The organism is Ruegeria sp. ABM4_193 (assembly GCF_056158705.1).
On record NZ_JBSWTT010000001.1, the window covers coordinates 2,025,716 to 2,050,221 of the forward strand.

General features: G+C 57.7%; 19 protein-coding genes. 14 read left to right on the plus strand and 5 right to left on the minus strand.

Translation table 11 applies throughout. From position 1 onward, the window contains the following. Positions 1-82 precede the first annotated feature (82 nt). The 7 genes from ACXADZ_RS10140 (at position 83) to ACXADZ_RS10170 (ending at position 6,205) form a co-directional block, all read left to right on the plus strand. Positions 83-1,936 carry an ABC-F family ATP-binding cassette domain-containing protein gene (locus tag ACXADZ_RS10140; RefSeq protein ID WP_475195884.1) on the plus strand — a complete coding sequence of 618 codons (1,854 nt, stop codon included), beginning with the start codon at positions 83-85 and terminating at the stop codon, positions 1,934-1,936. After that, positions 1,933-2,325 carry an ACT domain-containing protein gene (locus tag ACXADZ_RS10145; RefSeq protein WP_475195886.1) on the plus strand — a complete coding sequence of 131 codons (393 nt, stop codon included), beginning with the start codon at positions 1,933-1,935 and terminating at the stop codon, positions 2,323-2,325. The genes ACXADZ_RS10140 and ACXADZ_RS10145 overlap by 4 nt, the downstream gene beginning before the upstream one ends. Then, complete coding sequence (locus ACXADZ_RS10150) at positions 2,322-2,942, plus strand: MarC family protein (RefSeq protein WP_171089588.1); 621 nt, start codon at positions 2,322-2,324, stop codon at positions 2,940-2,942. The genes ACXADZ_RS10145 and ACXADZ_RS10150 overlap by 4 nt, the downstream gene beginning before the upstream one ends. 42 nt (positions 2,943-2,984) lie before the next feature. Next, complete coding sequence (locus ACXADZ_RS10155) at positions 2,985-3,566, plus strand: retropepsin-like aspartic protease family protein (RefSeq protein ID WP_171182865.1); 582 nt, start codon at positions 2,985-2,987, stop codon at positions 3,564-3,566. Positions 3,567-3,625: 59 nt separating this feature from the next. Next, positions 3,626-4,246 (plus strand): ImuA family protein, encoded by a 621-nt coding sequence (locus ACXADZ_RS10160; protein WP_475195889.1) that lies wholly within the window; start codon positions 3,626-3,628, stop codon positions 4,244-4,246. A 70-nt stretch (positions 4,247-4,316) separates the two neighbouring features. After that, on the plus strand, positions 4,317-4,904 hold the full coding sequence (locus ACXADZ_RS10165) for a YceI family protein (protein ID WP_475195892.1): 588 nt from the start codon (positions 4,317-4,319) through the stop codon (positions 4,902-4,904). 80 nt (positions 4,905-4,984) lie between these two features. Next, entirely contained in the window at positions 4,985-6,205 is a 1,221-nt protein-coding gene (locus ACXADZ_RS10170) for an MFS transporter (protein WP_171089579.1), read from the plus strand. A 44-nt stretch (positions 6,206-6,249) separates the two neighbouring features. On the opposite strand, the gene ACXADZ_RS10175 is transcribed toward ACXADZ_RS10170, so the two are convergent. Together ACXADZ_RS10175 and ACXADZ_RS10180 are read right to left on the minus strand one after the other, a co-directional pair. Next, the gene (locus tag ACXADZ_RS10175) at positions 6,250-7,923 is read right to left on the minus strand and encodes a flotillin family protein (protein ID WP_475195896.1); all 1,674 of its coding nucleotides are present in this window, start codon (positions 7,921-7,923) and stop codon (positions 6,250-6,252) included. A gap of 34 nt (positions 7,924-7,957) precedes the next feature. Then, complete coding sequence (locus ACXADZ_RS10180) at positions 7,958-8,674, minus strand: OB-fold-containig protein (protein WP_475195899.1); 717 nt, start codon at positions 8,672-8,674, stop codon at positions 7,958-7,960. Between the two features lie 255 nt (positions 8,675-8,929). Here ACXADZ_RS10180 and metG point away from each other — a divergent pair, with 255 nt between their 5' ends. From metG to ACXADZ_RS10195, 3 genes are all read left to right on the plus strand, one after another. Continuing rightward, positions 8,930-10,675 (plus strand): methionine--tRNA ligase, encoded by a 1,746-nt coding sequence (metG, locus tag ACXADZ_RS10185; RefSeq protein WP_475195901.1) that lies wholly within the window; start codon positions 8,930-8,932, stop codon positions 10,673-10,675. 247 nt (positions 10,676-10,922) lie between these two features. Next, positions 10,923-12,080, plus strand: a complete 1,158-nt coding sequence (locus tag ACXADZ_RS10190) for an efflux RND transporter periplasmic adaptor subunit (RefSeq protein ID WP_171089570.1) — start codon at positions 10,923-10,925, stop codon at positions 12,078-12,080. A gap of 3 nt (positions 12,081-12,083) precedes the next feature. After that, positions 12,084-15,221 (plus strand): efflux RND transporter permease subunit, encoded by a 3,138-nt coding sequence (locus ACXADZ_RS10195; RefSeq protein WP_171668075.1) that lies wholly within the window; start codon positions 12,084-12,086, stop codon positions 15,219-15,221. 36 nt (positions 15,222-15,257) lie between these two features. Here the strand turns inward: ACXADZ_RS10195 and ACXADZ_RS10200 are convergent, their stop codons facing one another. Beyond that, complete coding sequence (locus ACXADZ_RS10200; RefSeq protein ID WP_475195907.1) at positions 15,258-15,803, minus strand: DUF2087 domain-containing protein; 546 nt, start codon at positions 15,801-15,803, stop codon at positions 15,258-15,260. 197 nt (positions 15,804-16,000) lie between these two features. Further along, positions 16,001-17,578 carry a glycerol-3-phosphate dehydrogenase gene (gene glpD / locus ACXADZ_RS10205; RefSeq protein WP_475195909.1) on the minus strand — a complete coding sequence of 526 codons (1,578 nt, stop codon included), beginning with the start codon at positions 17,576-17,578 and terminating at the stop codon, positions 16,001-16,003. Between the two features lie 179 nt (positions 17,579-17,757). Here glpD and ACXADZ_RS10210 point away from each other — a divergent pair, with 179 nt between their 5' ends. The 4 genes from ACXADZ_RS10210 (at position 17,758) to ACXADZ_RS10225 (ending at position 21,816) form a co-directional block, all read left to right on the plus strand. Continuing rightward, complete coding sequence (locus ACXADZ_RS10210; protein WP_171089564.1) at positions 17,758-18,519, plus strand: DeoR/GlpR family DNA-binding transcription regulator; 762 nt, start codon at positions 17,758-17,760, stop codon at positions 18,517-18,519. 205 nt (positions 18,520-18,724) lie between these two features. Continuing rightward, the gene (locus tag ACXADZ_RS10215) at positions 18,725-19,087 is read left to right on the plus strand and encodes a DUF3302 domain-containing protein (RefSeq protein WP_171182848.1); all 363 of its coding nucleotides are present in this window, start codon (positions 18,725-18,727) and stop codon (positions 19,085-19,087) included. A gap of 21 nt (positions 19,088-19,108) precedes the next feature. Beyond that, positions 19,109-20,254, plus strand: a complete 1,146-nt coding sequence (locus ACXADZ_RS10220) for an HlyD family secretion protein (RefSeq protein WP_171668072.1) — start codon at positions 19,109-19,111, stop codon at positions 20,252-20,254. A gap of 11 nt (positions 20,255-20,265) precedes the next feature. Continuing rightward, on the plus strand, positions 20,266-21,816 hold the full coding sequence (locus ACXADZ_RS10225; protein WP_253746386.1) for an efflux transporter outer membrane subunit: 1,551 nt from the start codon (positions 20,266-20,268) through the stop codon (positions 21,814-21,816). A 2-nt stretch (positions 21,817-21,818) separates the two neighbouring features. Here the strand turns inward: ACXADZ_RS10225 and mprF are convergent, their stop codons facing one another. After that, positions 21,819-24,428, minus strand: coding sequence for a bifunctional lysylphosphatidylglycerol flippase/synthetase MprF (mprF, locus tag ACXADZ_RS10230; RefSeq protein WP_475195916.1), 2,610 nt, complete (start codon positions 24,426-24,428; stop codon positions 21,819-21,821). Between the last annotated feature and the right edge of the window lie 78 nt (positions 24,429-24,506).

A 24,506-nucleotide genomic window follows, 5' to 3' on the forward strand; every position in this document is an offset into this window, starting at 1 on the left:
CGACACAGCGCTAACACATTGCATGACGCTTGAACATGCCAAGCCGCTGGCGGCGGCATCACGCCTCTGCTAAGAGCGGCCCATGTTACGGATCGAAGACATCACCTATGCCGTTGAAGGCCGCCCTTTATTTGACGGCGCAAGCGCAACCATTCCAGACGGGCACAAGGTTGGCCTTGTGGGCCGTAATGGCACCGGAAAGACCACCCTGTTCCGCCTGATCCGAGGGGAACTGGCGCTGGAATCGGGCAATATCGCGGTCCCCAAACGCGCGCGGATCGGCGGTGTCGCGCAAGAAGTGCCCTCGTCCGATGTCTCGCTGATCAACACGGTTCTTGCCGCCGATACGGAATGCAGCGCTTTGATGGCCGAAGCCGACAGCGCCGAAGACCCTGCGCGGATTGCCGAGATCCAGACCCGCCTTGCCGATATCGACGCTTGGTCGGCCGAGGCGCGTGCAGCCTCAATCCTCAAGGGCTTGGGTTTTGACGATGAAGACCAGCTAAAGCCCTGTTCGGGTTTTTCGGGCGGCTGGCGAATGCGTGTCGCACTGGCGGCCGTGTTGTTCTCACAGCCTGATCTGCTGTTGCTGGACGAACCAACCAACTATCTGGACCTTGAAGGCGCGTTGTGGCTGGAAAGCTATTTGGCCAAGTATCCGCACACGGTGATCATCATCAGCCACGACCGAGGGCTGTTGAACCGTGCTGTCAGCTCGATCCTGCATTTGGAAGACCGCAAGCTGACCTATTACGCGGTGCCTTATGACAAATTCGCCGAGCGTCGCGCCGAACGTCTGGCGCAGGCGGAATCCGAGAACGCCAAGGCCAAAGCCCGTATTGCGCATTTGCAAAGCTTCGTGGATCGCTTCCGCTATAAGGCGTCCAAGGCCGTTCAGGCCCAATCCCGCCTGAAGATGATCGAGCGCATTCAACTGGTCTCGACCCCGCAAGAGGCCGCCCTGCGCGCGTTTTCCTTCCCCGAGCCCGAGGAACTGTCGCCGCCGATCATCCAGATCGAAGGTGGTGTGACAGGCTATGGCGAGACTGAGGTTCTGCGCCGCCTGAACCTGCGGATTGACCAGGATGACCGGATTGCCCTGTTGGGCAAGAACGGTCAGGGCAAATCAACCTTGTCCAAGCTTTTGTCCGACCGCCTGCCCCTGATGGCGGGCAAGATGAGCCGTTCCAACAAGCTGCGCATCGGCTATTTCGCACAGCATCAAGTGGATGAGCTTTATGTGGACGAAACGCCATTGGACCACCTGCGCCGTCTGCGTCCTGACGAAGCGCCGGGCAAGTGGCGCTCTCGGCTGGCTGGATTTGGACTGAACGCGGATCAGGCCGAAACCGAGGTTGGTCGTCTGTCCGGTGGCCAAAAAGCGCGCCTGTCGCTGCTGATCGCCACGATTGATGCGCCGCATATGCTGATCCTGGATGAACCGACCAACCACCTTGATATCGAAAGCCGCGAGGCTCTGGTCGAAGCACTGACCGCCTATTCCGGTGCAGTCGTGTTAGTCAGCCACGACATGCACCTTCTAAGCCTTGTCGCGGACCGGCTTTGGTTGGTCTCGGACGGGACAGTCAAGCCCTTCGACGGCGACCTTGAAGCGTACCGCTCTCTGTTGCTGGCACGGGACAAACCGGTCAAAGAAAAGCCGCAAGTCAGCAAGCCCAAACGCCCCTCGCGCGAGGCTATGCTGGCCTTGCGGGCCGATTTGCGCAAATGCGAGGATCGGATCGAAAAGCTGACGGATATGCATGACAAACTATCGGCCAAACTGTCGGACCCGGCTTTGTATGAAGACGACAAGATCAACGATCTGGAAACCTGGAACCGCAAATTCGCGGAAGTGACCGAGGCGATGCAAAAGGCCGAGGCACTATGGGTTGCTGCGGCAGAACGGCTGGAACAGGCAGAAAACGTGGCATGATGAAGCCTGTCGTTGAAACCAACGCCATGATTGCAGGCATGCGCCCCGCGCTTCAGCCGGGCGAATTTGCGTTTGTTGTCTGGCCACAAGAGGAAGCCTGGCCCGAAGGCACACGGGCAAGCTGCATCGAAGCCGAAGGTCTGTCGCTGATCATCCCCGTTGGCGCCGCACCGGAAGACGCGGTGCCCATGCGCCGCATCACTCTGCAGGTTCATTCGTCGCTTGAGGGGGTGGGCCTGACCGCTGCCGTTTCGACCGCCCTTGCGGAAAACAACATTCCGGCAAACATGGTTGCCGGGTATCACCATGACCACGTGTACGTTCCCAGCACCTTGGCTGAAAAGGCTTTGGCTGTTTTGAAAGACCTGCAACAGGAGGCTGCGGGATGATCGACCTTGCTTTCTTCATCACCGCGTTTACGACGTTATTCGTGGTCATCGATCCGTTTGGCACAACTCCGATTTTTGTCGCGATGACGCAGGGTATGGATGCCCGCACGCGTCGCATGACGGCCTATCGCACCTGTGCTGTGGCCTCGGGCATCCTGATCGCCTTTGCAGCCTTTGGTGAGGCGGTTCTGGGCTTTGTCGGCATCTCGATGGAGGCGTTCAAAGTTGCAGGCGGCGCGCTGCTGTTCCTGACCGCGCTGGACATGCTGTTCGAACGGCGCACCAAACGGCGCGAGGATCGGGCCGAAGAAGAAGAACACCCCGATCCGTCTGTTTTTCCTTTGGCCATTCCTTTGGTGGCTGGGCCCGGGTCGATTGCGACGATCATCCTTCTGGCCGGTCAGCACCCGGGGTTTCTGGGCATCGCCGAGGCAATCTTGGTGATGCTGGCCGTTATGGCCGTCGTTTTGATCTTCTTCCTGTCAGGCGGTCTGATCGCACGTATTCTGGGCAAAACCGGGTTGAATGTGCTGACCCGGTTGCTGGGGATGCTGCTGGCGGCTTTGTCGGTGCAGTTCATTCTGGATGGCCTAAAGGCCTTTGGTTTTGCATCTTAAACCCCCATATAAACAGCACGTAACTTTGGTGGGGTGAACCACATGGATGGCGGCAGCTTTGGACAACTGGTGTATCTGGTCATACTTGGCACAGTGCTGGTGTTCTGGTTCATCTCGTACAATCGACAGTCCCTGAACAAGACGTTGCAACAGGTGATGGCCTGGGTGTTCATTTTCGTCGGCGTCATCGCGATTATTGGTCTTTGGGAAGATATCCGTTCAACGGTTAGCCCTGCTCCGCAGATGACGGTTACTGGCGAAACGATTGAGGTACCCCGCGCATATGATGGCCACTATTATCTGCCCGTTCTGGTGAATGGCGAGCCGATCAACTTTCTTGTCGACACCGGTGCCAGCCAAATTGTCCTGAGCGCACAGGACGCGAAACGTGCAGGTATCGACCCGGATCAACTGAATTACTTTGGACGCGCCCTGACCGCCAACGGTGAGGTGCGCACCGCCCCGGTCCGGCTTGAAACTCTGACCGTCGGCCCCATCACCGATCAAAACGTATCTGCCTGGGTTAATGAGGGCGAGCTGCACAAGTCCTTGCTGGGGATGGATTACCTTCATCGATTTTCCAACATCCAATTCGCAAACGGGCGCATGATCCTGTCGCGCTGACCCTTTCAGGGCTGCATTCGATCATTGAGAACAAAATGAGAACATGCTAACCTGCCTGCATGGCGGCTCATCTTCTTGATCAAAAACCCGCGCGCGCTGCTCCGGGGTTGAACCTACATAGTCAAATCACCCTGCAACTGGGCCGCGTGCACGAGGCATGTGGTCCTGCCCGGCGCAGCTTTGCCGTGTGGCTGGCCAGTCAGGCGCAGGGGCCCGTGCTGTGGATCTCGCCCGCGTGGGAGCCTGGTCAGCTGAACTCGGACGGGATGATGCCCTTTGCCGATCCAGCCCGGTTCATCTTTGTCCGCCCCACCCGCGCCGAAGATCTGTTGTGGTGCATGGAAGAGGCGCTGCGCAGCGGGGCGATCCCGTTGATCATCGGCGACCTGCCGGGCGCGCCGGGTCTGACACCGGTGCGCCGGATGCATCTGGCCGCCGAACAGGGCGGCACGATGGGGCGGGCTCCGCTTGGCCTGCTGCTGACACCTGGTGACGGTGGCGCGCAAGGGGTCGAGACACGCTGGCACATGGCTGCCGCCCATCAGGGCGAGGCCCGGCGCTGGACCCTGACCCGCCGCCGCGCCCGTGCCCTGCCCCCGGTCACATGGCAGGCCACCATGACCGCCGCCCGGTCCGGCTTGCACCTCAAGCGCATCGCGACCAACGAAGCCCCGGCCTGAAAAAGCCGCGATCACGCAATGTTTGATTGGCCGGTCACAGTGCACGCCCTAGCCTTCGGGCATGACAGTAATGAACCGACGCATTTTCCTTGCCGGGCTGGCGTCCCTGCCCATTGCCCGACCGTCGCACGCGACGCTCAGCCCCTACGTTCTGTCGACAACAGACACCAGGGTCGGCTTCAGCTTCAATCTGTCGGGCGTAATGCAGTCGGGATCCATGCCAATCCGATCCGCCGATGTTAACATCGACATGCGCCAACTGCAGAACAGTCAAGTCTCGGTTGTGCTGGACGTCAGCAAGGCCAGAACGCGGTTGCCTTTTGCCCGAATGCCCATGCTCAGCCCAAGTGTACTGGATGCCAAACAGCACCCAACGATCCGGTTTGTCTCAACGAAAATTGAGCTTGGCGAACAGGGGCGCATCTCGGACGGGGCCCGCATTACGGGGGACCTGACCGTACGAGGCGTAACGCGGCCGATCACGCTGAACGCCAATCTATATCGGCAGGCAGGCACAGCGGCAGACGATCTGAACACATTGTCCATCGGCCTGACCGGAGCCCTCAACCGGCATGACTTTGGCGCGTCAGGCTATCCTGATCTGGTTCGCGACAACGTCGGTCTGGACATCCATGCCGAGATCAGCCGTGCGCGTTAACTAACAAAGCGCAAAAAACGACTCGATAAAGTCGAATAGATGCGCGCATTGTGCGGCAACGACGCCAATCTGAGATCACTATGCGCACGATCATTTCCTTTGCCGCCCTTTTTCTTTCGGCCATTCTGTTGCAGCTGTCGACGGGCGGGGTTGGTCCGCTCGATGCTATTTCCGGAATCACGCTGGAATTCACGACCGAGCAGATCGGTCTGCTGGGGTCAGCTCATTTTATCGGCTTTTTTGTCGGGTGCTGGTGGGCGCCGCGCCTGATGGGCAGTGTCGGCCATTCTCGTGCTTTTGCGGTCTGCACCGCCTTGGGCGCGATGGGATTGATCGGTCACACCCTGACAGACAATCCCTATATCTGGGCGGTTCTCAGGATCGCATCGGGTACCTGTATTGCAGGATGCTACACCGTGATCGAAGCGTGGCTGAACGCCAAGGTCACAAATGAAACGCGCGGCCGGGCCATGGGGACCTATCGGCTTGTAGATCTCGGTGCCTCGCTGGGCGCACAGTTGATGATCGCGGTACTGCCGCCTGCCTCTTACGTGTCCTACAACCTGTTGGCGATCCTATGCTGTGCCTCGCTGCTGCCCCTGACCCTGACACGTGCCAGCCAACCGCAAACGCCGAACACGCAGCGGCTGCGGCCCAAGCTTGCATGGGCATGTTCCCCACTGGCTGTGGCCGGCGTGATCGTCTCGGCGCTCAGCTCTGCGTCCTTCCGCATGGTTGGTCCAGTCTACGGGCAAGAAGTCGGTCTGGGCGTGGACCAGATCGCGTTCTTCCTTGCCTCATTTGTTTTGGGCGGGGCACTGGCGCAGTACCCTCTGGGCTGGCTGGCCGACAAATATGATCGACGCTGGGTTCTGATCTGGTTGTCTGCCGCCGCTGTACTGAGCTGCGGGTTCACGATGGCTGCAAGCGGGACCGGGACACTTGGGGTGATGCTGGCCGCCGGGTTCTTTGGCCTGACGACCTTTCCGATCTTTTCGCTGTCTTCGGCCCACGCAAATGACTTTGCCACCAGTGAAGAACGGGTCGAACTGTCTGCGGCCCTGATGTTCTGGTACGCCTTGGGCGCAATTGCATCGCCCTATATTTCCTCGACACTGATCGAGCAGTTCGGCCCCGGCGCTTTGTTTGCCTTTGTGGCCGTCGGACATCTGGGGTTGATCATATTTGGTCTTGCACGGATGCGCACTCGCCCGACGCCGGAAGAGCGGACAAACTATGTCTACGCTCCGCGTACATCCTTTACCGTCGGGCGCCTGTTGAAACGCTCTCGGGAAGAATAAATAAGGGCCGGGAAATTCCCGGCCCATTTGTTCTTTGTTCGTTTTTACTGAGTCGGCGACGTCTCTTCCTCGACAATCTCGACCGTGTCTGCTGGTTCAGGCGTCGCCTCTAGCGCGCCGTTCACTACTCCGCCGACACCGTTTTCCATCGACAGGCCCAGCTCCTCGCCCAGTTTCTTGAGCGCGGGCATCTGCACAGCCATGCCCATGATCGAATCCAGCGCTTGATTGACCACCGGCTTGTCGCTGTTGGCCGCTCCACCGCCTGAAGCACCGGCACCGATCCCACCAACCTGATGGATTTTGATCGAGTCGATCTTTTCGGCCGGTTTCACCATTTCCGAGATGATCGACGGCATCGTCTCAATCCGCGCCATATCGACTTTCATACGCATCTGCGCCGCGGACAAGGCATTGTCGGCTTCAACAATGGCGCGCTTACCTTCCGCTTCGGCCAGCATGTCGTTTTTCTTCGCCTCGGCACGGATGTTCAACGCATCTGCTTCGGCCTGTGCTTCTTCACGACGCGCTTCGGCACGGTCGGCGGCGGCCTCTTTCTCGGCCTGCGCGGCCAGTCGGATCGCAGTCGCCTGACGTTCCGCTTCGCGCGTCGCTTCGATCAATACGATCTGCTTCTGGCGTTCAGCTTCGGCCACTTCGCGGGCGGTCACGACGGCCTCGGTCGCCTTTGTCGCCTCGGCCCGGGCGAGGTCCGCAGATGCACGCGCACGGCTTTCCTCTTCGGATTTCTGCGCGATGATGATCTGACGCTCCTGCTCGGCCACTTCGATCTCACGTTCTTTCGCAATCTCAGCATCGCGGATCTTGCGCTCGCGCTCGATCTCGGCCCCGCGGATGGCTTCTTCACGGGCGATCCGGGCACGTTCGGTTTCGCGCACCAAGTCTTCGGTCCGCGCCGCAATCTCGGCCTCTTGAGCCACGCGCAGGGTTTCGACCTTCTGAGTTTGTTCGATCCGCGCCTGTGCCTCGTCCTGCTCGATCAGCAGTTTCTGACGCTCGGCCTCCATCGCGGCGCGACGCACTTCAACCTCGGCATCCGCATCAATCTGCGCACGCTCTTTTTTCGAGGCTGCAATCACCTCGGCCAGTTTGCGCATACCCACAGCGTTAAAGGCGTTATTCTCGTCCAGTGCTTCGAACGGTGTCTGGTCAAGCGCAGTCAGCGACACGGATTCCAGCGACAGGCCGTTCTTCAACAGGTCTTCGGACACCGCATTCTGCACCTCTTGCACGAAGTCAGCGCGGTTCTCGTGCAGCCCGTCCATAGTCATCTGCGCGGCCACGGCACGCAAACCGTCGATCAGTTTACCTTCGATCATCTCGCGCAGCTGTTCGACGTCAAAGGTGCGTGAGCCCAGCGTCTGTGCGGCGCGCGCGATGTCTTCTTCAGTCGCCATGACCGAGACGTAGAACTCGACGCCCACATCCACGCGCATGCGGTCCTGAGTGATCAGCGCGGCTTCACCGCTGCGCTGCACTTCAAGGCGCAGGGTTTTCATGTTCACAGGGCTGACCTCGTGCAGCAACGGCACAATGACCACACCGCCATCCATGATGACTTTTTTACCGCCCGCCCCGGTTTTCACCAGGCTCACTTCGCGGGTCGCGCGTTTATAAAGGCGGCCAAGGACAAGGCCCATGAATAACAGGACGGCCAGAATGGTGACGACCGTAATCGCCAGGAATGAAACTTCCATGCAAAATCCTCCGATTTAAGAGTTGGTAATTTGGTTAGTCCGACAAGCCGACCAGAACGAACCGGTCGCGCCGTCTGTCGCGCAGCACCAACACGTCGGTGCCTTGCTCAAGGATGTCTTTGTCTTGCAGCGGCTCGGCGCGCAGGTGATGGGTGTTTCCGAACCGGTCCATCACGCGCACCTCGGCAGGGCGGCCACGAGACGCCGTTCCTTGTGAGATCACTCCGCGACGGCGGGCCAGCATCCGTTCGGACATCGCCTCAGTCTCGGTCTTCGGCAACAGGCGGGCGAACACGGCTCCAAAGCCACGTGCGAACCACAGACCAAACGCACCTGCCGGGATTGCGGCCATCCAGCTTGGCAGATCAAAGCCCAACAAATCACGCAGCGCCAATTGCAGGCCGATGCCCGACAGACCAAAACCCGCCAGCAACACAACAAGCCAGATCATGAAGGGCACTTTGCCAATCCCCAACCAAGCCATCGGCCCGGCAGCGGCGGCATCAGGCACGTCCGTCTCAATCTCGGCAAGTTCAAACTCGCCCAATTCAATGTCGGCATCTATGTCGAGATCGAAGTCTGCGACATCCAGATCCGGGACGTCCACAGCATCCAGATCGACCTCGCCCTCGCCTGCCAGCAGGCTTCCACCCAGCACCAGAGCGATCAGCTCTAGGGCCAGCAGGCCAAACAGCAGCGCAAGCGCCATGGTAAAGGGCACGAATGCACCCTCAAGCAGGAAGTCGAACATTAGCAATATGCTCTCGTTTTTGTATACTTTTGTATACAATCAATATGGGTAGTCGTAATAAAAATACAAGAGATCGTGATTCTGTTTTCAACCTATGGGTAGTGTGGACATCTGTTGACCTGCAATCGCTATTCAATTGATAAAGCGTTTTTTGACCGGATCGTGGCATTTCAGGACATCCACGCAAAACCCGGCCTTTTGCTGGCGGGTTACATAAGGTAGACGAGCGCGCAGACAGTTACGTGGACACGCAAAATGGCTCGGATTCTCATCACCTCGGCGATCCCTTACATCAACGGGATCAAGCACCTCGGCAATCTGATCGGCTCGCAATTGCCAGCCGACCTGTACGCACGCTACCAGCGTGGCCGGGGGAATGAGGTCATGTTCCTGTGCGCCACAGATGAACACGGCACGCCCGCGGAACTCGCGGCGGCCAAAGCCGGTAAGCCCGTGGCCGAATATTGCGCTGACATGTACGCGGTTCAGGCCGATATCGCCAACCGGTTCGGCCTCAGCTTCGATCACTTTGGCCGCTCGTCCAGCGAACAAAACAAACGCCTGACCCAGCATTTCGCAGGCAAGCTGGACGACGCCGGCCTGATCCGAGAGGTCAGCGAGAAACAGGTTTATTCCAACGCAGATGGTCGGTTTCTGCCCGACCGCTATATCGAAGGCACCTGCCCCAACTGCGGGTACGACCGCGCACGCGGCGATCAGTGCGAGAACTGCACCAAGCAATTGGATCCGACCGATCTGATTGAGCCACGCTCGGCCATTTCCGGCTCGACCGATCTGGAAGTGCGCGAAACTAAGCATCTTTATCTGCGCCAGTCGGCGATGAAGGATCAACTGGACGCGTGGATCGACAGCAAGACCGATTGGCCGGTCCTGACCACATCGATTGCCAAGAAATGGCTACATGACGGCGACGGTCTTCAAGACCGGGGCATCACCCGCGATCTGGACTGGGGGGTTCCGGTCAAAAAAGGAGATCAGGACTGGCCCGGCATGGAAGGCAAGGTCTTCTATGTCTGGTTCGACGCCCCCATCGAATACATCGCCTGCGCCAAGGAATGGGCGGATGCCAGCGGCCGAACCGATGCCGACTGGGAGCGCTGGTGGCGCACCGACAAGGGCGCGGATGACGTGCGTTATGTGCAATTCATGGGCAAGGACAACGTGCCCTTCCACACCTTGTCTTTCCCAGCCACCATCCTGGGCACAAATTCGCACAATGAAGACACCGGATCGTCCGAGCGCTGGAAGCTGGTCGATTACATCAAGTCTTTCAACTACCTGAACTATGATGGCGGCCAGTTCTCGACCAGCCAGGGGCGCGGTGTATTCATGGATCAGGCGCTTGAGATCCTGCCCGCTGACTATTGGCGCTGGTGGCTGCTGAGCCATGCGCCCGAAAGCAGCGACAGTGAGTTCACCTGGGAAAATTTCCAGCAATCGGTGAACAAGGACCTGGCTGATGTTTTGGGTAACTTTGTCAGTCGCATCACCAAGTTCTGCCGTTCGAAGTTTGGCGAAGCTGTACCGGAAGGCGGCAGCTATGGTGAACGCGAAATCGCCCTGATCGACGAGTTGACCCGCCGCATCCGCGCCTATGAAGGCTATATGGAAGCGATGGAAGTTCGCAAATCCGCACAGGAATTGCGGGCGATTTGGGTTGCGGGCAATGAATATCTTCAAGCTGCGGCCCCATGGTCGACGTTCAAAGAAAACCCTGAACAGGCCGCCGCTCAGGTGCGACTGGGACTGAACCTGATCCGTCTTTACGCTGTGCTCAGTGCGCCGTTCGTACCGGACACATCCGCCCTTATGCTCAGCGCGATGAATACACTGGACACAGGCTGGCCCGAAGATGTGGCCGCCGCATTAGACGCTCTGCCTGCTGGTCACGCATTTACTGTGCCAGATGTTCTATTCGCGAAAATCACCGACGAGCAACGAGAAGACTGGCAGGAAAAATTTGCAGGTACGCGTACCTGATCCTCTTTCATTGCAAGCAATCCTCGGGGGCCATACGGCCCCCGTTTTGTTTGCGAACGAAAGCAAAGTGAACTTCTAAACCAGCCAAAGCGCTGAAATAATTTGTGCTGCCTCCAGCCGTTTCCCGTGTCATCGCGCTTGAGAAACCAAGTTAAAAAAGTCATCCTGATACCAAGTTCTTCCGACTCGGGCCTCCAACGCGGTGTGCCCGGCATTATTTCTTACCGTCACGCACGAGGCTTTCGCCATGTCCCCAGCACTTTTTTCTTCCACCCGGACCAGCAGGCCATTGGCCGCAGCGATTGTGCTGTTGTCTGTGGGATTGGCGTCTCCACTCGCCGCCCAGGAAGAAAGCGCGCCTCCGAAAGTGTCGATTTCGGCAGCTTACACTGAAGAGATTACCGACGAAGCCACCTTTATCGGACGCGCCGAAGCGATCAACAACGTCGATATTGTTGCCCGCGTAAACGGGTTTCTTAACAGCCGCGAGGTCGAGGATGGCGCAACCGTCAAGGAAGGTGATCTTCTGTTCACGATTGAGCCCGACCTCTATGAGGCCACGCTTGAAGCCCGCAAGGCCGATCTGAACCGGGCTGAAGCAAATCTTGAGTTGGCCAAGGTCGATCTGGCCCGGAAGGAAGAGCTGTATAAGCGCGACGCCACACCGGAATCGGAACGCGACATTGCCCGCGCCAACGAACTGGTAGCTGAGGCCGAAGTCAAAGCCGCAAACGCAGCGATCCAGCAGGCTGAACTGGACCTGAGCTATACGCAAATCCATGCACCGTTCGATGGGCGCATCGGCAGCATCACCACCAGCGTGGGTGACGTTGTGGGGCCAACAAATCCGCCGCTGGTCAATATCGTGAGTGAAACGCCGATCTACGTGAACTTTTCACTGAACGAAAAGCTGTTTACGTCGGTTTTGCAAACATACGGCGAAAGTTCCGCCTCATTGGCGGAAAGCTCGCAGAGTCCCAATGTGCATGTCATTCTGCCCAATGGTACCGAGTTGGATGAGGTTGGCCGGATTGTGTTCGTCGACAACCGCATCGATCCGTTAACGGGCGCTATCACGGTCCGGGCGCAATTCGACAATACCGCGCGTCTGATCCTGGATGGTGCCTTTGTGAACGTTCAGATCGAAGCGCTGGAACCCACCTTGCAGGTACTGGTTCCTCAGGCCGCGTTGCAACGCGATCAGCGGGGTGAGTTTGTTCTGGTGGTCAACGACCAACAGATGGTCGAGCAACGCTATATCACCACCGGCGACACGGTTGGCACTGCGATCATCGTGACCGACGGTTTGCGTGAAGGCGAAAGTGTGATTGTCGAGGGCCTGCAGCGGGTCCGCCCCGGCGTGGCCGTAGACGCGGTCGTAGCCTCTGAGCAGCCGGGAGAATAACTGATGTTCTCAGCCCTGTTCATCAGCCGGCCAAAGCTGGCGCTTGTCATTTCGTTGGTGCTGACCATCATGGGCGGCATCGGCTATATGGTTCTGCCTGTCGCGCAGTTCCCTGATATCACGCCACCGGTCGTCAGCGTTACAACCACTTATACCGGCGCCAACGCCGAAACTGTTGAAAACACCGTCGCCGCTCCAATCGAAGCGCAGGTCAACGGTGTGGACGACATGATCTATATGACGTCCACGTCTTCGGACAATGGATCTTACTCGCTGAACGTCACATTCGAGGTCGGCACCGACCCTGATATCGCGTCGGTGAACGTTCAAAACCGCGTTGCGCAGGCGATGTCGTCGTTGCCGACCGAGGTGACGTCATCGGGTGTGGTCACGCAGAAATCGTCGACCAACATGCTGATGCTGGTCACGCTGACCTCGCCCAACGGCACCTATGACAGCGTGTTTTTGTCAAACTATGCCTCAATCAACCTGCGTGACGCGCTGGCGCGTGTGCAGGGCGTGGGTAAGGCGGACGTCCTGACCAACCTGGAATACGCCATGCGGATATGGATGGACCCGGACAAGATGGCAGCCCTGTCCATCACACCGGGCGACGTCATCAACGCGATCCGCGAGCAAAACATCGAAGTGTCTGCGGGATCCATCGGTTCTCCTCCGGTGCCTGAAGGGCAAACGTTTCAATATACAATCAAATCCAAGGGTCGCCTGACGTCAGCGGATGAGTTCGCGGACATTGTCATCCGTACCGGGGCTGACGGCGCCATCGTACGCGTCAAGGACATCGCCCGGACGGAACTTGGGGCGCAATTCTATTCGGCCTCAGGCTATTTCCAGGCGGTTCCGGCCACGGTGATCGGCATCTACCAAGCGCCTGGTGCAAACGCGCTGGCGGTGTCCGAGCGTGTGCAGGCAGAGTTGGAACGCCTGTCCCGTGCGTTCCCGACAGACGTGGAATATGAAGTGCCGTTCAACACCACCGACTTTGTCGAGGCATCTCTGAACGACGTTGTATCGACCCTGATCCTGACTTTCATCCTTGTGATCTCGGTTGTGTTTGTATTTCTGGGCAGTTGGCGCGCAACGGTCATCCCCGCGGTCGCCATCCCGGTGTCACTGATCGGGACATTTGCGTTCCTACTGGCCTTTGGCATGTCGCTGAACACGATTTCGCTGTTCGCGCTGGTGCTGGCCATCGGCATTGTGGTGGATGACGCCATCGTTGTGGTCGAAAACGTTGAACGTATCATCGCAGACGAAGGGCTGCCTCCTGCCGAAGCAACCCGCAAGGCGATGGGCCAAATCACCGGCCCGGTCATTGCAACCACACTGGTTCTGCTGGCTGTGTTTGTGCCGGTGACCTTTATGCCCGGCATCTCTGGACGACTGTATTCGCAGTTCGCCGTCACCATTTCGACCGCAGTTGTGATTTCGTCCATCAACGCGCTGACGCTTTCGCCTGCCTTGTGTGGTCTGGTTCTGCGGGAACGTTCAGGCCCGCCCAAAGGGCTGCTGGCTGTGTTCGAAGGCTTTATCGGCACGGTTCGAAACGGCTATGTGGCGATTGTGCGTAAGCTGCTGGTGTTTCCTGCCATCGCTTTGGCCATCGTCGTCGGTCTGGGTCTGGGCACCGGCACGATCATGTCGAATACATCGGCCGGGTTTATCCCGCTTGAAGATAACGGCTATCTCTTTGTTGACGTTCAACTGCCCGACGCCGCCACTCTGGAACGGACGGAAACTGTGACGGCGCGTCTGGACGATCAGATACGAGAAATCCCCGGAGTGGCCAGCACAGTTCTGGTCAACGGGTTCTCGCTTTTGAACGGCACAATCACCAACGGTGCCGCGATCTTTGTGAACCTCGATAACTGGGCGGACCGTCAGGAAGAAGACCTGAGCGCGGATGCAATTCTGGCCAAGGTCCTCGCCATCGCCAACGCCGAATCTGCGGCGTCGATCGTGGCCTTCAACCCGCCGCCCATTCAAGGTCTGGGCATGTCGGCGGGTGTCGAGATGGAGGTACAGCAGACCGGCGGTGGCTCACCGCAGGATCTGGCCTCGGCCGTAGGGTCATTCGTATACGCTGCGAACCAGAGGCCCGAGATTGGGCAAGCCTACACCACGTTCCGCGCCAACGTTCCGCAGCTTTTTGTCGATCTTGATCGAGAAAAAGCCAAGACGCTGGACGTTTCAGTAGCCGAGGTTTTCCAGACGATGCAGGCGCAGTTGGGGTCCTACTATGTCAACGACTTCAACCTGTTTGGTCGCGTTTACCGTGTGATGATTCAGGCGGACGGCACTTATCGGGACAATGTCGAAGACATTGCCAACCTGTATGTCCGGTCTCAAAAGGGCGACATGGTTCCGCTGGGTACGCTGATTGATGTGGAAAACGTGCTGGGCCCGGTTCTTCTGAAACGCCACAACCTGTTCCGCTCGGCGACGGTAACGGCAGTGCCCGCGCCCGGTCTGTCCAGTGGCGACGCCATCACGGTGATGACGGAAGAATCTGCAACCGCCCTGCCCCCCGGCTATGCGTTCGAATGGACCGGCACGGCGCAGCAACAGCTGGCCTCGGGCAGTTTGGTGATCATCATCCTCGGGCTTGCGATCCTGTTTGGATACCTGTTCCTGGTCGGACAATACGAAAGCTGGACGATGCCTGTTTCGATCCTTCTTTCCGTTGTTGTAGCCCTGTTCGGGGCCGTGGCAGCCGTGGCGATTGTCGGCAGTGACATCAACCTCTACACGCAGATCGGGATGATCATGCTTGTGGGACTTGCGTCGAAAAACGGTATTCTGATCGTTGAATTTGCGATGGAGCAACGCGCCAACGGCTTGTCGATCAAAGATGCCGCAGCAGAGGCCGCTTTCCAGCGGTTCCGGGCTGTGATGATGACAGCCTTGTCATTCCTGCTGGGTGTTGTTCCCCTTTTGGCTGCAAACGGCGCGGGTGCCGCCAGCCAAAAGGCGATTGGTGTTGCCGTTTTTGGCGGCATGCTGGCTGCAACCGTGGTGGGTGTCATCGTGGTGCCAGTTCTCTACGCGTTGATGCAAAGCATGCGAGAGTGGTTGAAAGGCAGTAAAAACGATCCCGGCCCGTCCGAAACCGCCGCATGATCCAAAAAGCCCCGCAGCAACCGCGGGGCTTTTTTATTACTGGGATCTTTCGCGCCGACGTCTAGCGATGTCGTGGATCACCTGTTTTGCGTCGACGGGTGGTTCTTGTTCGACCCTGCGATACTCTGATCCGTCCTTGCGCCGCGTCAGCAACCCGCAGGAAATCATCGTGCGGCGCAAAGTTGCCGGATCGTCAAAACAATGCTCGGCATTGAGACACGCGTTAACCTCGGCCTCATGCAAAGTCTTGCCTGTCGGTACAGCAGCCCAGAGCGCCCAAAGCGAAAGGGTTTGCACCGAACGCTTCGAAGGCCACTGCCTCAACCTGCCCTCTGTGTCGAACAGATGAAGCGTTCGTTCAACCAACCGGGCATTCGGCGCCGGCGGATCGGACCGGTTCTGCAGCCTGCGGCTGGCGGCACTGTCGGCCCGCATATGCTGCACATTCTGAAACCCGGCTGCGCGCGCGACCATGTTCATCAGCGTCAGGTGCGATGGGCTGGCGGCTCCTAGCTGGCTGGACAAGGTTCGAACGAACGGGGTCAGATCATCAATATGTAAAGGGACTGGCGTTTTGCTCATCACACATCCACATCGGGCGTTCTGCGCATTCGTTGGCCGCTGACCTGACGAAGCAACGCCCTGAGTGTTGCGATGTCAATTATGTCTCACAGGCAGGTTTAGCACTCTGAACCAGAGCAGCGGCGCCTCGGTGTCTGCCGACCGTCTCCAAGGGCTAACACAACAGGAGTCCACCGCCAAGGGTCTTACGACCCCTGTCACGCGGCGCGACGCTCAGCCATCCATTCATCGATCCGCGCTATCTGATCCTTGTTCAGACGAAGACCCAGCTTGTTGCGCCGCCATACAATGTCATCGGCGGTGCGCGCATATTCCTTGTCCATCAGCCAAGCGACCTCTTGTGCAGTCAAGGTTGCGCCAAAGTCTTCGCCCAGATCGGTGGCCTGTTTTGCACCAGCTAGAACATCACGCGCCTCAGTGCCGTATGCGCGGATCAAGCGTGCGGCCCAAGCGGCGGTGAGGAACGGATACTTTGCAAGAAGGTCGCTTTTTAGAGTGTCGACGGCATCAACTGGAAAGTCTCCACCGGGCAAAGCGATACCTGCTGTCCAGGGACCAGGCAGATTAGGAAAGAACTCGGCCACCTTCTCCAGCGCGCTTTCAGCAAGCCTGCGGTAGGTGGTGATTTTACCGCCAAACACGTTCAAAACGGGTGCCCCACCCTGCGCATCGACCTTCAACGTATAATCACGCGTCGCTGCAGTGGCGCTGCTGGCCCCATCGTCATACAGAGGACGCACACCGGAATAGGTCCAAACAACATCATCGCGGGTCACGGCGCGTTTGAAATACTTCGACGCGAAGGCGCAGAGATACTCCTGCTCGGCCTCGGTACAAACCGGCTTGGTGGAAGGGTCCGGATGATCCTGATCGGTTGTTCCAATCAGGGTAAAATCCTGCTCATATGGAATGGCAAAGATGATGCGGCCATCTTCACCCTGAAAGAAATAGCACTTGTCGTGATCGTACAATTTGGGCGTCACGATATGGCTGCCGCGTACCAACCGAACACCCTCGCGCGAGTTCACACGGATCTTGGTCTGGATGATGTCGCCAACCCACGGACCGCCCGCGTTGATCAGCATTTTCGCCTTGATCACACGGGTCTGGTCGCTGTCGCGGTCCCGCACGGTCACTTCCCACAAATCTCCCACACGCTCGGCCGAGATCACCTCGGTCCGCACCATGATCTGTGCGCCGCGCGCCTCAGCATCCCGCGCATTCAGGACCACCAGACGGGAATCTTCGATCCAACAATCGGAATACTCATAGGCCGTCTCGAACTTGTCCTGCAGCGGGGCCCCTTCCGGCGTCGAGTGCAAGTTCAGAGACTTGGTTCCGGGCAAAATTTTGCGCCCACCCAGATTATCGTACAAGAACAACCCCAACCGGATCAGCCATGCCGGACGCCGCCCCCGCATCCATGGCATCACCGTGCTGAGCAAACGCGATGTTGGCGTCTCGGAATCGAACCGCATATCTTTGTGATAGGGCAACACAAAGCGCATCGGCCAGCTGATGTGCGGCATGGCCCGCAGCAGGGTTTCACGCTCGATCAGCGCTTCGCGCACCAGTCGGATTTCAAAATACTCCAGATACCGCAACCCGCCGTGAAACAGCTTGGTCGAGGCCGAAGACGTAGCCGATGCCAGATCGTTCATTTCCGCCAGCGCCACTGAAAGTCCCCGACCAGCGGCGTCTCGGGCGATACCGCAGCCATTGATTCCGCCGCCGATGATGAAAAGGTCTGTGATCTGGTCTTTTGTCGACTGCATGTCCAATGATTCCCCGCCAGGCATGATCAGGCGCATTAGCCAGAATGTTCTTCGTATGGTCAATGTTTATGTTCGTTTATTTTCTTTTTGCAATGCTGATATGAAAAATACGCAGCGCTTCTTGCCAATTTCACCCAAAAGAACAAAAACGAAAGAACGCATTACCTTGGACCCGCCCTATGTCTCTTTCCTTTCGCCAATCCGACATTCTGGAAATTGCCAGCTCTGAGGGGCGCGTCACCGTTGAGGGGCTAGCCGAACGATTTGGCGTTACTGTTCAAACGATCCGACGCGATCTGACGGAGCTGGCGGATGCGGGCAAGCTTGACCGGGTCCACGGCGGTGCAGTTTTGCGGTCTGGCGTCTCAAATATCGGTTATGAAGACCGCCGTGCCCTGAATGCGGATGCCAAAACCAGCATCGCGAAAGCCTGCGCCCTGGATATTCCGGATGGGGCGTCGATCTTCATGAATATCGGCACATCGACCGAGGCCGTGGCACGGCAACTGCTGAACCACAAGAACCTGATGGTCGTGACGAACAATATGAATGTCGCCAACATTCTGATTGAAAACCCAGACTGCGAAATCGTGATGGCAGGTGGCGTGCTTCGACGGGCTGACGGCGGGTTGATCGGAAATTTGACCGTCTCGACGATCCGGCAATTCAAGTTCGATCTGGCCGTTATCGGATGCTCGGCCCTAGATAGCGACGGTGATCTTCTGGATTTCGATTTTCAGGAGGTTCAGGTCAGCCAAACCATTATCGCACAGGCGCGTCGTACCTGTTTGGTCGCTGATCAATCAAAATTCCAACGCTCTGCTCCGGCTCGGATCGCCTCGCTCAGCGAGATCGACAGTTTCTATACCGATAAGCACCTGCCCCACGAACTTGGTCAAAAATGCGTAGACTGGAATACGGCGCTGCACATTGCCGATTGACGTAATTTATCCGTGTCTTTTCCCGACCTGTTCTTGCCAGACGGGTATTGGCCTGACAGTATCACCACAAAGTGATCATTGCAGGGATGGGGAGCCTGGGCGGTGATGCACCCGAGTCAGGTTTTTCTGCCAAGCCCGGTACCAAAACACGCCGACCGATCCCCAGAAAACAACCAGCGGGACCCGCACCCCGGCAGGAGGCAACATGGGACTATTGGGCCAGCCTTTGGGCTATTACGACTACCTGACATTTGTGGCATTGATCCTGCTGCTTGCAGCAGTGATGGCAGTTTTCTTGTTCCTCATGGGGCTTCCGGGACGGATCGCGATCAAACGCAATCACCCGCACGCAGAAGCTGTCAAGATCATGGGATGGATGGGATTTCTGGCTGTTGTGCCTTGGGTTCACGCCTTTATGTGGGCGTTTCACGATGGTGTCACCGTCGACATGCGCCGTGGTCCGGACGAAGAGAAAGACGCCATTCGCGATGAAATCAAACGTCTGGGCGGCAAGGTAAAGCCGGAATACCAGGATCGTCTGGACACAGACGATACCCAGCAAGGCTAAGACCGAAGGAAAGCAAGACCTATGTTCGTCGCCCTTGGCATCACTCTTTTCTACATCATTTTTGTCTGGCTCATTTTCTTCAAGCTGGAATTGCTGAAATTCAACATTGCCTGGGGCATCGTCTCGTTCTGGGTGGGTGCACACCTGCTGCTGATCTTTCTTGTGGCTTTGCGCTTCTTTCAGCCTTTTTCGGCAGACAGCCATGTGGTGCGTTCAACGATACAGATCGTACCTAAACTGACGCAGCCCACAATTTTGACCGAGGTGCTGGTTGAGCCGAACACTCAAGTGACCAAGGGTGACCCGCTGTATCGTTTCGATGACACGGTGTTTTCGCTGGCGGTGGACAATGCCAAGGCGCAACTGGTCGCGGCCGAGCAGAACGCGAAAATTCTGGAACAGGATGTCATCGCCAAAACCGAAGCTGTTGAGCGGGCGAATGCGCAACTGGCCTATGCCATAACGGAACAGGCCCGGTACGAGAACCTGGTACCTGCCGGCGGCGCACGACAGGACGAGCTGGACCGTTGGAACGAGCAAGTCGCCGAAGATCAAGCCGGCGTGAAACAGGCCGAGGCCAATCTGAACAAGGCACAGCTGGCGCTGGAATCGCAGATCGACGGTGTGAACACCGGCATTCTTCAGGCCCAGGCGCAGCTCTCAGAAGCTGAGTATTTCCTCGAAAACACAACGATTTATGCACCTGAAAACGGAATGATCGTCTCGCAGCAGGCCCGTCCTGGGCTTGTCGTTGGTGATATTCGTTTGGGCGCGATTGCCAGTTTTGTAACCGAGGACAACCCCTATCTCCTTGCCACATTCCGCCAGCAGAACCTGAAGTTTGTTGAGCCGGGGCAAGAGGTTGAAGTGGCGCTTGACCTTTACCCCGGTGAAATCCTGACCGGCAAAGTCGAGGCGATCTGGTGGGCGACAAGGCAAGGACAGTACATCCCGTCTGGGCGCCTGCCCGGTTTTGAATTGCCCAAACTGCCCGGTCGGATCGCTGTACAGATCACGGTCGATTTACCTGAGGGGCATACTTTCCCCGCAGGTGGCCACGCTGCCGTGGCAATTTACACGGGCATGGGAAAAAGCTTTGAATTCCTGAGGCGCATCAACATCCGCCTCTATTCCTTCGCCAACTTCATCCGACCGCTGGATATCTGAGGATGCGCGCTATGACACTCCGCCGGTTTCTGGGAACTGCCCTTTGCGCTGCTACTCTGGTGGCTTGCGCACCAGTGGGACCGGATTTCGTGCGCCCGAACTCTCCGGTCGTGAAGCAATGGATCGAAGTGAACAACCCCAGCACCGGCCAAAGCGGCCTGACATCGCGCAGCGCACCCGTGGTGAAATGGTGGGAGACGTTCAATGACCCCACCCTCAACAGGCTGATTGCAGAAGCTTACGCGCAAAACCTGACCCTTCAGGTCGCGGGGGCACGCGTGTTGCAGGCCCGTGCACAGTTGGGCATCGCATTTGGTGAGCTTTACCCGCAATCCCAAGCCATTGGCGGGTCGTTGCAGCGACGGCAGATAAGCGACAATCTTGGACCCATTGCCGATATCAACCGCATCATCCCACTAGATACGGAATTTTCAACTTCGCAAGTCGGTTTCGATGCCCAGTGGGAGTTGGACGTCTGGGGCGCACAGCGGCGCGGGGTGCAGGCCGCGCGGTCCAATCTGGCACTTCAGGTGGCCAATTACGACGACGCGTTGGTGACACTGACCGGGGATGTGGCTGCTTTGTACGTCAATATCCGCGCGTTACAGGAATCTTTGGCAGTCGCCCGCGAAAACATCAAGTTGCAGCAAGACTCTGCGGACCTGACCCAATTGCGTTTCAACAACGGTGTCACCACCGAGTTGGACGTGCAGGAGTCTACCGCACTTCTCAACAACACCAAAGCTTTGGTGCCCGAGCTGGAAAGTGACCTGCAACAAACCAAGAATGCCCTGGCCGTGCTGCTGGGTGTCACGCCGTCCCGGATGACCAGCTTGTTGGGGAACTCGGGCCGCATCCCGTCCGCGCGGACAAATGTGGCTGTGGGTGTACCCGCCGAACTTCTGCGCCGCCGCCCGGATGTGCGGGCCGCGGAACTGGCTGCTGCGACGCAATCGGCGCAGGTGGGCATCGCGATGGCGGATCTGTATCCGCAATTCGTGCTGTCCGGCTCGATTGGCCTACAGGCTTCGGGCGGGCGCGACCTGTTCAGCGGCAACAGCACCACCGGCCTGGCCAGCGCTGGCGTCGTCTGGAACGTGCTAAACTATGGCCGCATCAAGAACAATGTCCGCGCACAGGATGCTGCCTATCAAGCTCTGATCGCCAATTACCAGAACACCGTTTTGACCGCGTATTCCGAGGTTGAAAGCGCCATGGTCGCCTATACGCAGGCACGTAAACAGGTTGGATTCTATCAGCAAAGCGTCGACGCTTCGCGCAAGGCAGCTGAGATTGCGGTCAGTCAGTACACGGACGGCATCGCCAGCTATTCGCGTATTCTGAACACGCAAACCGCGTTGTTACGCTCACAAGCCAATCTGATCGAAGCGCGTCAGCAAGTGTCCAGCAATCTGGTCGCGGTTTACAAAGGTTTAGGCGGCGGTTGGCAGATCCGTCAAAATCAGGAGTTTCTGCCCGAGACCGTGTTGGCCGAAATGGCCTATCGTACCGACTGGGGGGATCTGCTGCAGAAAACCCCAACCGGTGCCAGCCTGAACTGATCCTATTTTGTCAGACCGCGCAGCCCGCCTGAGATCAGGATATTGACCTCATAAAGGATACGCGGCGCGGCCAACCCGCCGGGGCTGGCCAGATAATTCGGACTCCATTCCGGGTCGAACTTCTGCTTGAAACTGCGCAAGCCTTCGAAATGATAAAACTGTTCGCCGTGCTCATAAACGAACCCTCCGATCCGGTTCCAGAGCGAGGCATGTTGCCGGTTTTCTATGCCTGAAAACGGCGCAGCCCCCAGCGAGAACCAGTGAAAGCCCTGTTCCGAGCCCCACACCATCATCTCGGCAAACAGCGCGTCCATCACAAAGCTGGGGCTGTCCGGCTCATAGCGCATCAAGTCCAGCGACAGCTCGGATTTGTTACCGCCCTGGAACAGGTTGGCAAAAGCCTTGATCTTACCTGTGTTTCCATCGCGCAATACCGCATGGTCGAAATACGACAGGTACTGATCGTCAAAGCCACCAAGCGCAAATCCTTTTTCGGCACCTGCCTTTTGCTCCAGCCAATGATCTGAAATCTCGCGCAATTCTGGCAAAACCGGTGCCAGTTTTTCCTTTGGGATAATCTCGAACACATAGCCTTCCCGCTCGGCCCTGTTCTTGGCTTGCCGGAACCGTTTGCGCGACTTTCCGTCCAGCGAGAAATCTTGCAACGGCACCCGCGCGACCTCACCTATTTTCAGGATCGATAGACCCAGATCCAGGAAGGTCGGCAGATACTTGGTCGAAACACTATAGAACGCACACAGCTTTCCTTCACGATCCGCCATTTCCCGAAGCTGCCAGATCAATTGGCGGCCTGCGACCTCATCCCCTACTGGCTCTCCTTTTGAGATCACCGCGTTGCCCGTATCAGCATAAGCAATGAAGGCCGTTTCATCCGGTGAGATCAGGAATTGCTTGTCGCCTGTCAGCGAAATCTGGGACTCGGTATCCTCGCTCTCCATCACCAACCGTTCGACAACCTCGGGGATTTCGGTGCGTTGTGGTGTTGGAATTTCGCGTCCGAACAGAGAGTTCACAGCCACAACGCCGACGATCACAGCCACAACAAGGCTCGAGCGTAAGAACCTCGAAGCGTCGCCATTCCAGGCAAACTCCCACCACAAAGCGTTTTGGTATTCGACGTGGGAATAAGCAAATAGCCCAATCCAGAAAATGACCGCCAGCAACACAACAACGCTTATCAGCCATGGGATGTTCAGACGGAAAATCGAAGCGCCGCTGACCCTGTAAAACGCTCCACGGAACAGGCCCAAAACACCTATCGTCCCCAACATCGACACCGCTTCGTGCGTGTCCAAACCCTTGGCGAGAGACGCGAAGAAGCCTGCCGCCATCAACAACATCGCCACCACCCAAGCGCGGTAAAGCTTGCGGAACAAGCCGCGCGAAACCAGTAAAAGCAGAACACCAATGGCGCTGCCTACCAGATGCGAGGCTTCAACAAAGGACAGCGGCAAAACATCCTTCAAAACGCCAAGGTTCTGTGACCCAGCAGGCAGCGCCCCTGACACCAGCAGGATCACCCCGGCCACCGCTGCCACACCGGCCGCAACAATCGGCACCATTGGCCGGATCGCGCGGTACACCCAGGTTGCAGCCCCGCTGATCCGGCGGCGTTGTGTCAGTGCCGACGCCACAGCAATCGACAGGCTGGCAATTGTGAATGGCAGAAAAGTATAAACCACACGATACAACAACAGCGCGGCAATAACGTCGGATCGTCCCGATGCCCCTAGCCCGGCAATCAGTGTCGCTTCGAACACGCCAATCCCACCCGGTGCGTGGCTGAGGATACCTACAGCGATAGCGGCAATAAAAATCGTGAAGAAATACGGGTAGCCAACGCCCAGATCGTCCGGCATCAGGACATACAACACCATGGATGCGCCGAACAGATCGCCAATCGCGGCCAGCGTCAGAAGGCTAGCAAGTTTTCCGCCCGGCAGGTTGAACCCCACACCGGCCAATGAAAACCGCCGTCCACCGGTGGACAACCAGATGAAGAGGACAAGCAGCCCACCCAGCAGACACAGCCCGATGGCGGTTTCCACTGTTGCGCTGACCGGTACCACCTTCGAGATGCCGTCGGGGTGAAAGGTCAACAACAGACCCACTATCAGAACCAGACCCATCCAGAACGCCACCCAAGAGGTGGCAATCACCCCGGCCACGCGCCCCAGATCCAGACCAAGCGAAGCATAGATCCGATACCGGATTGCGGTTCCGGTTATGTAAGAGAAACCGAGGCAATTTGATACAGCATAACCGCTGGCTCCTGCCATTCCGGCCACCGGCAAGGGTACTTTGCCATCAGCCACGCTCTGCACAGCGAACACGTCATAAAGTGACAAGGAAAAGAAACTGAACGCCGTCCAGCACAGCGCAATGAACATCAGTTTCCAAGACGTCGCCGAAATGTCGTTCTGCACATCCGACCATTTCACATGGGCCGACAACTCGTGCAAAACCGTCAGGGCAATGCCCGTTACGACAATGGGTATAGCGATGCGCAGCCAGGGCTTCTCCAGAATCGCCGTAATACGTTCTGCCCATTGCAAGGCGAGCGGTTCGTCAGATTTCTGCGAAGTGGTCATGCTGCACGTCCCTGCCTGTCTGCAAATCCAATCGATCCAGCGATTGCTTTGTCATGTTTTGCCCAGAAACACTGGCAC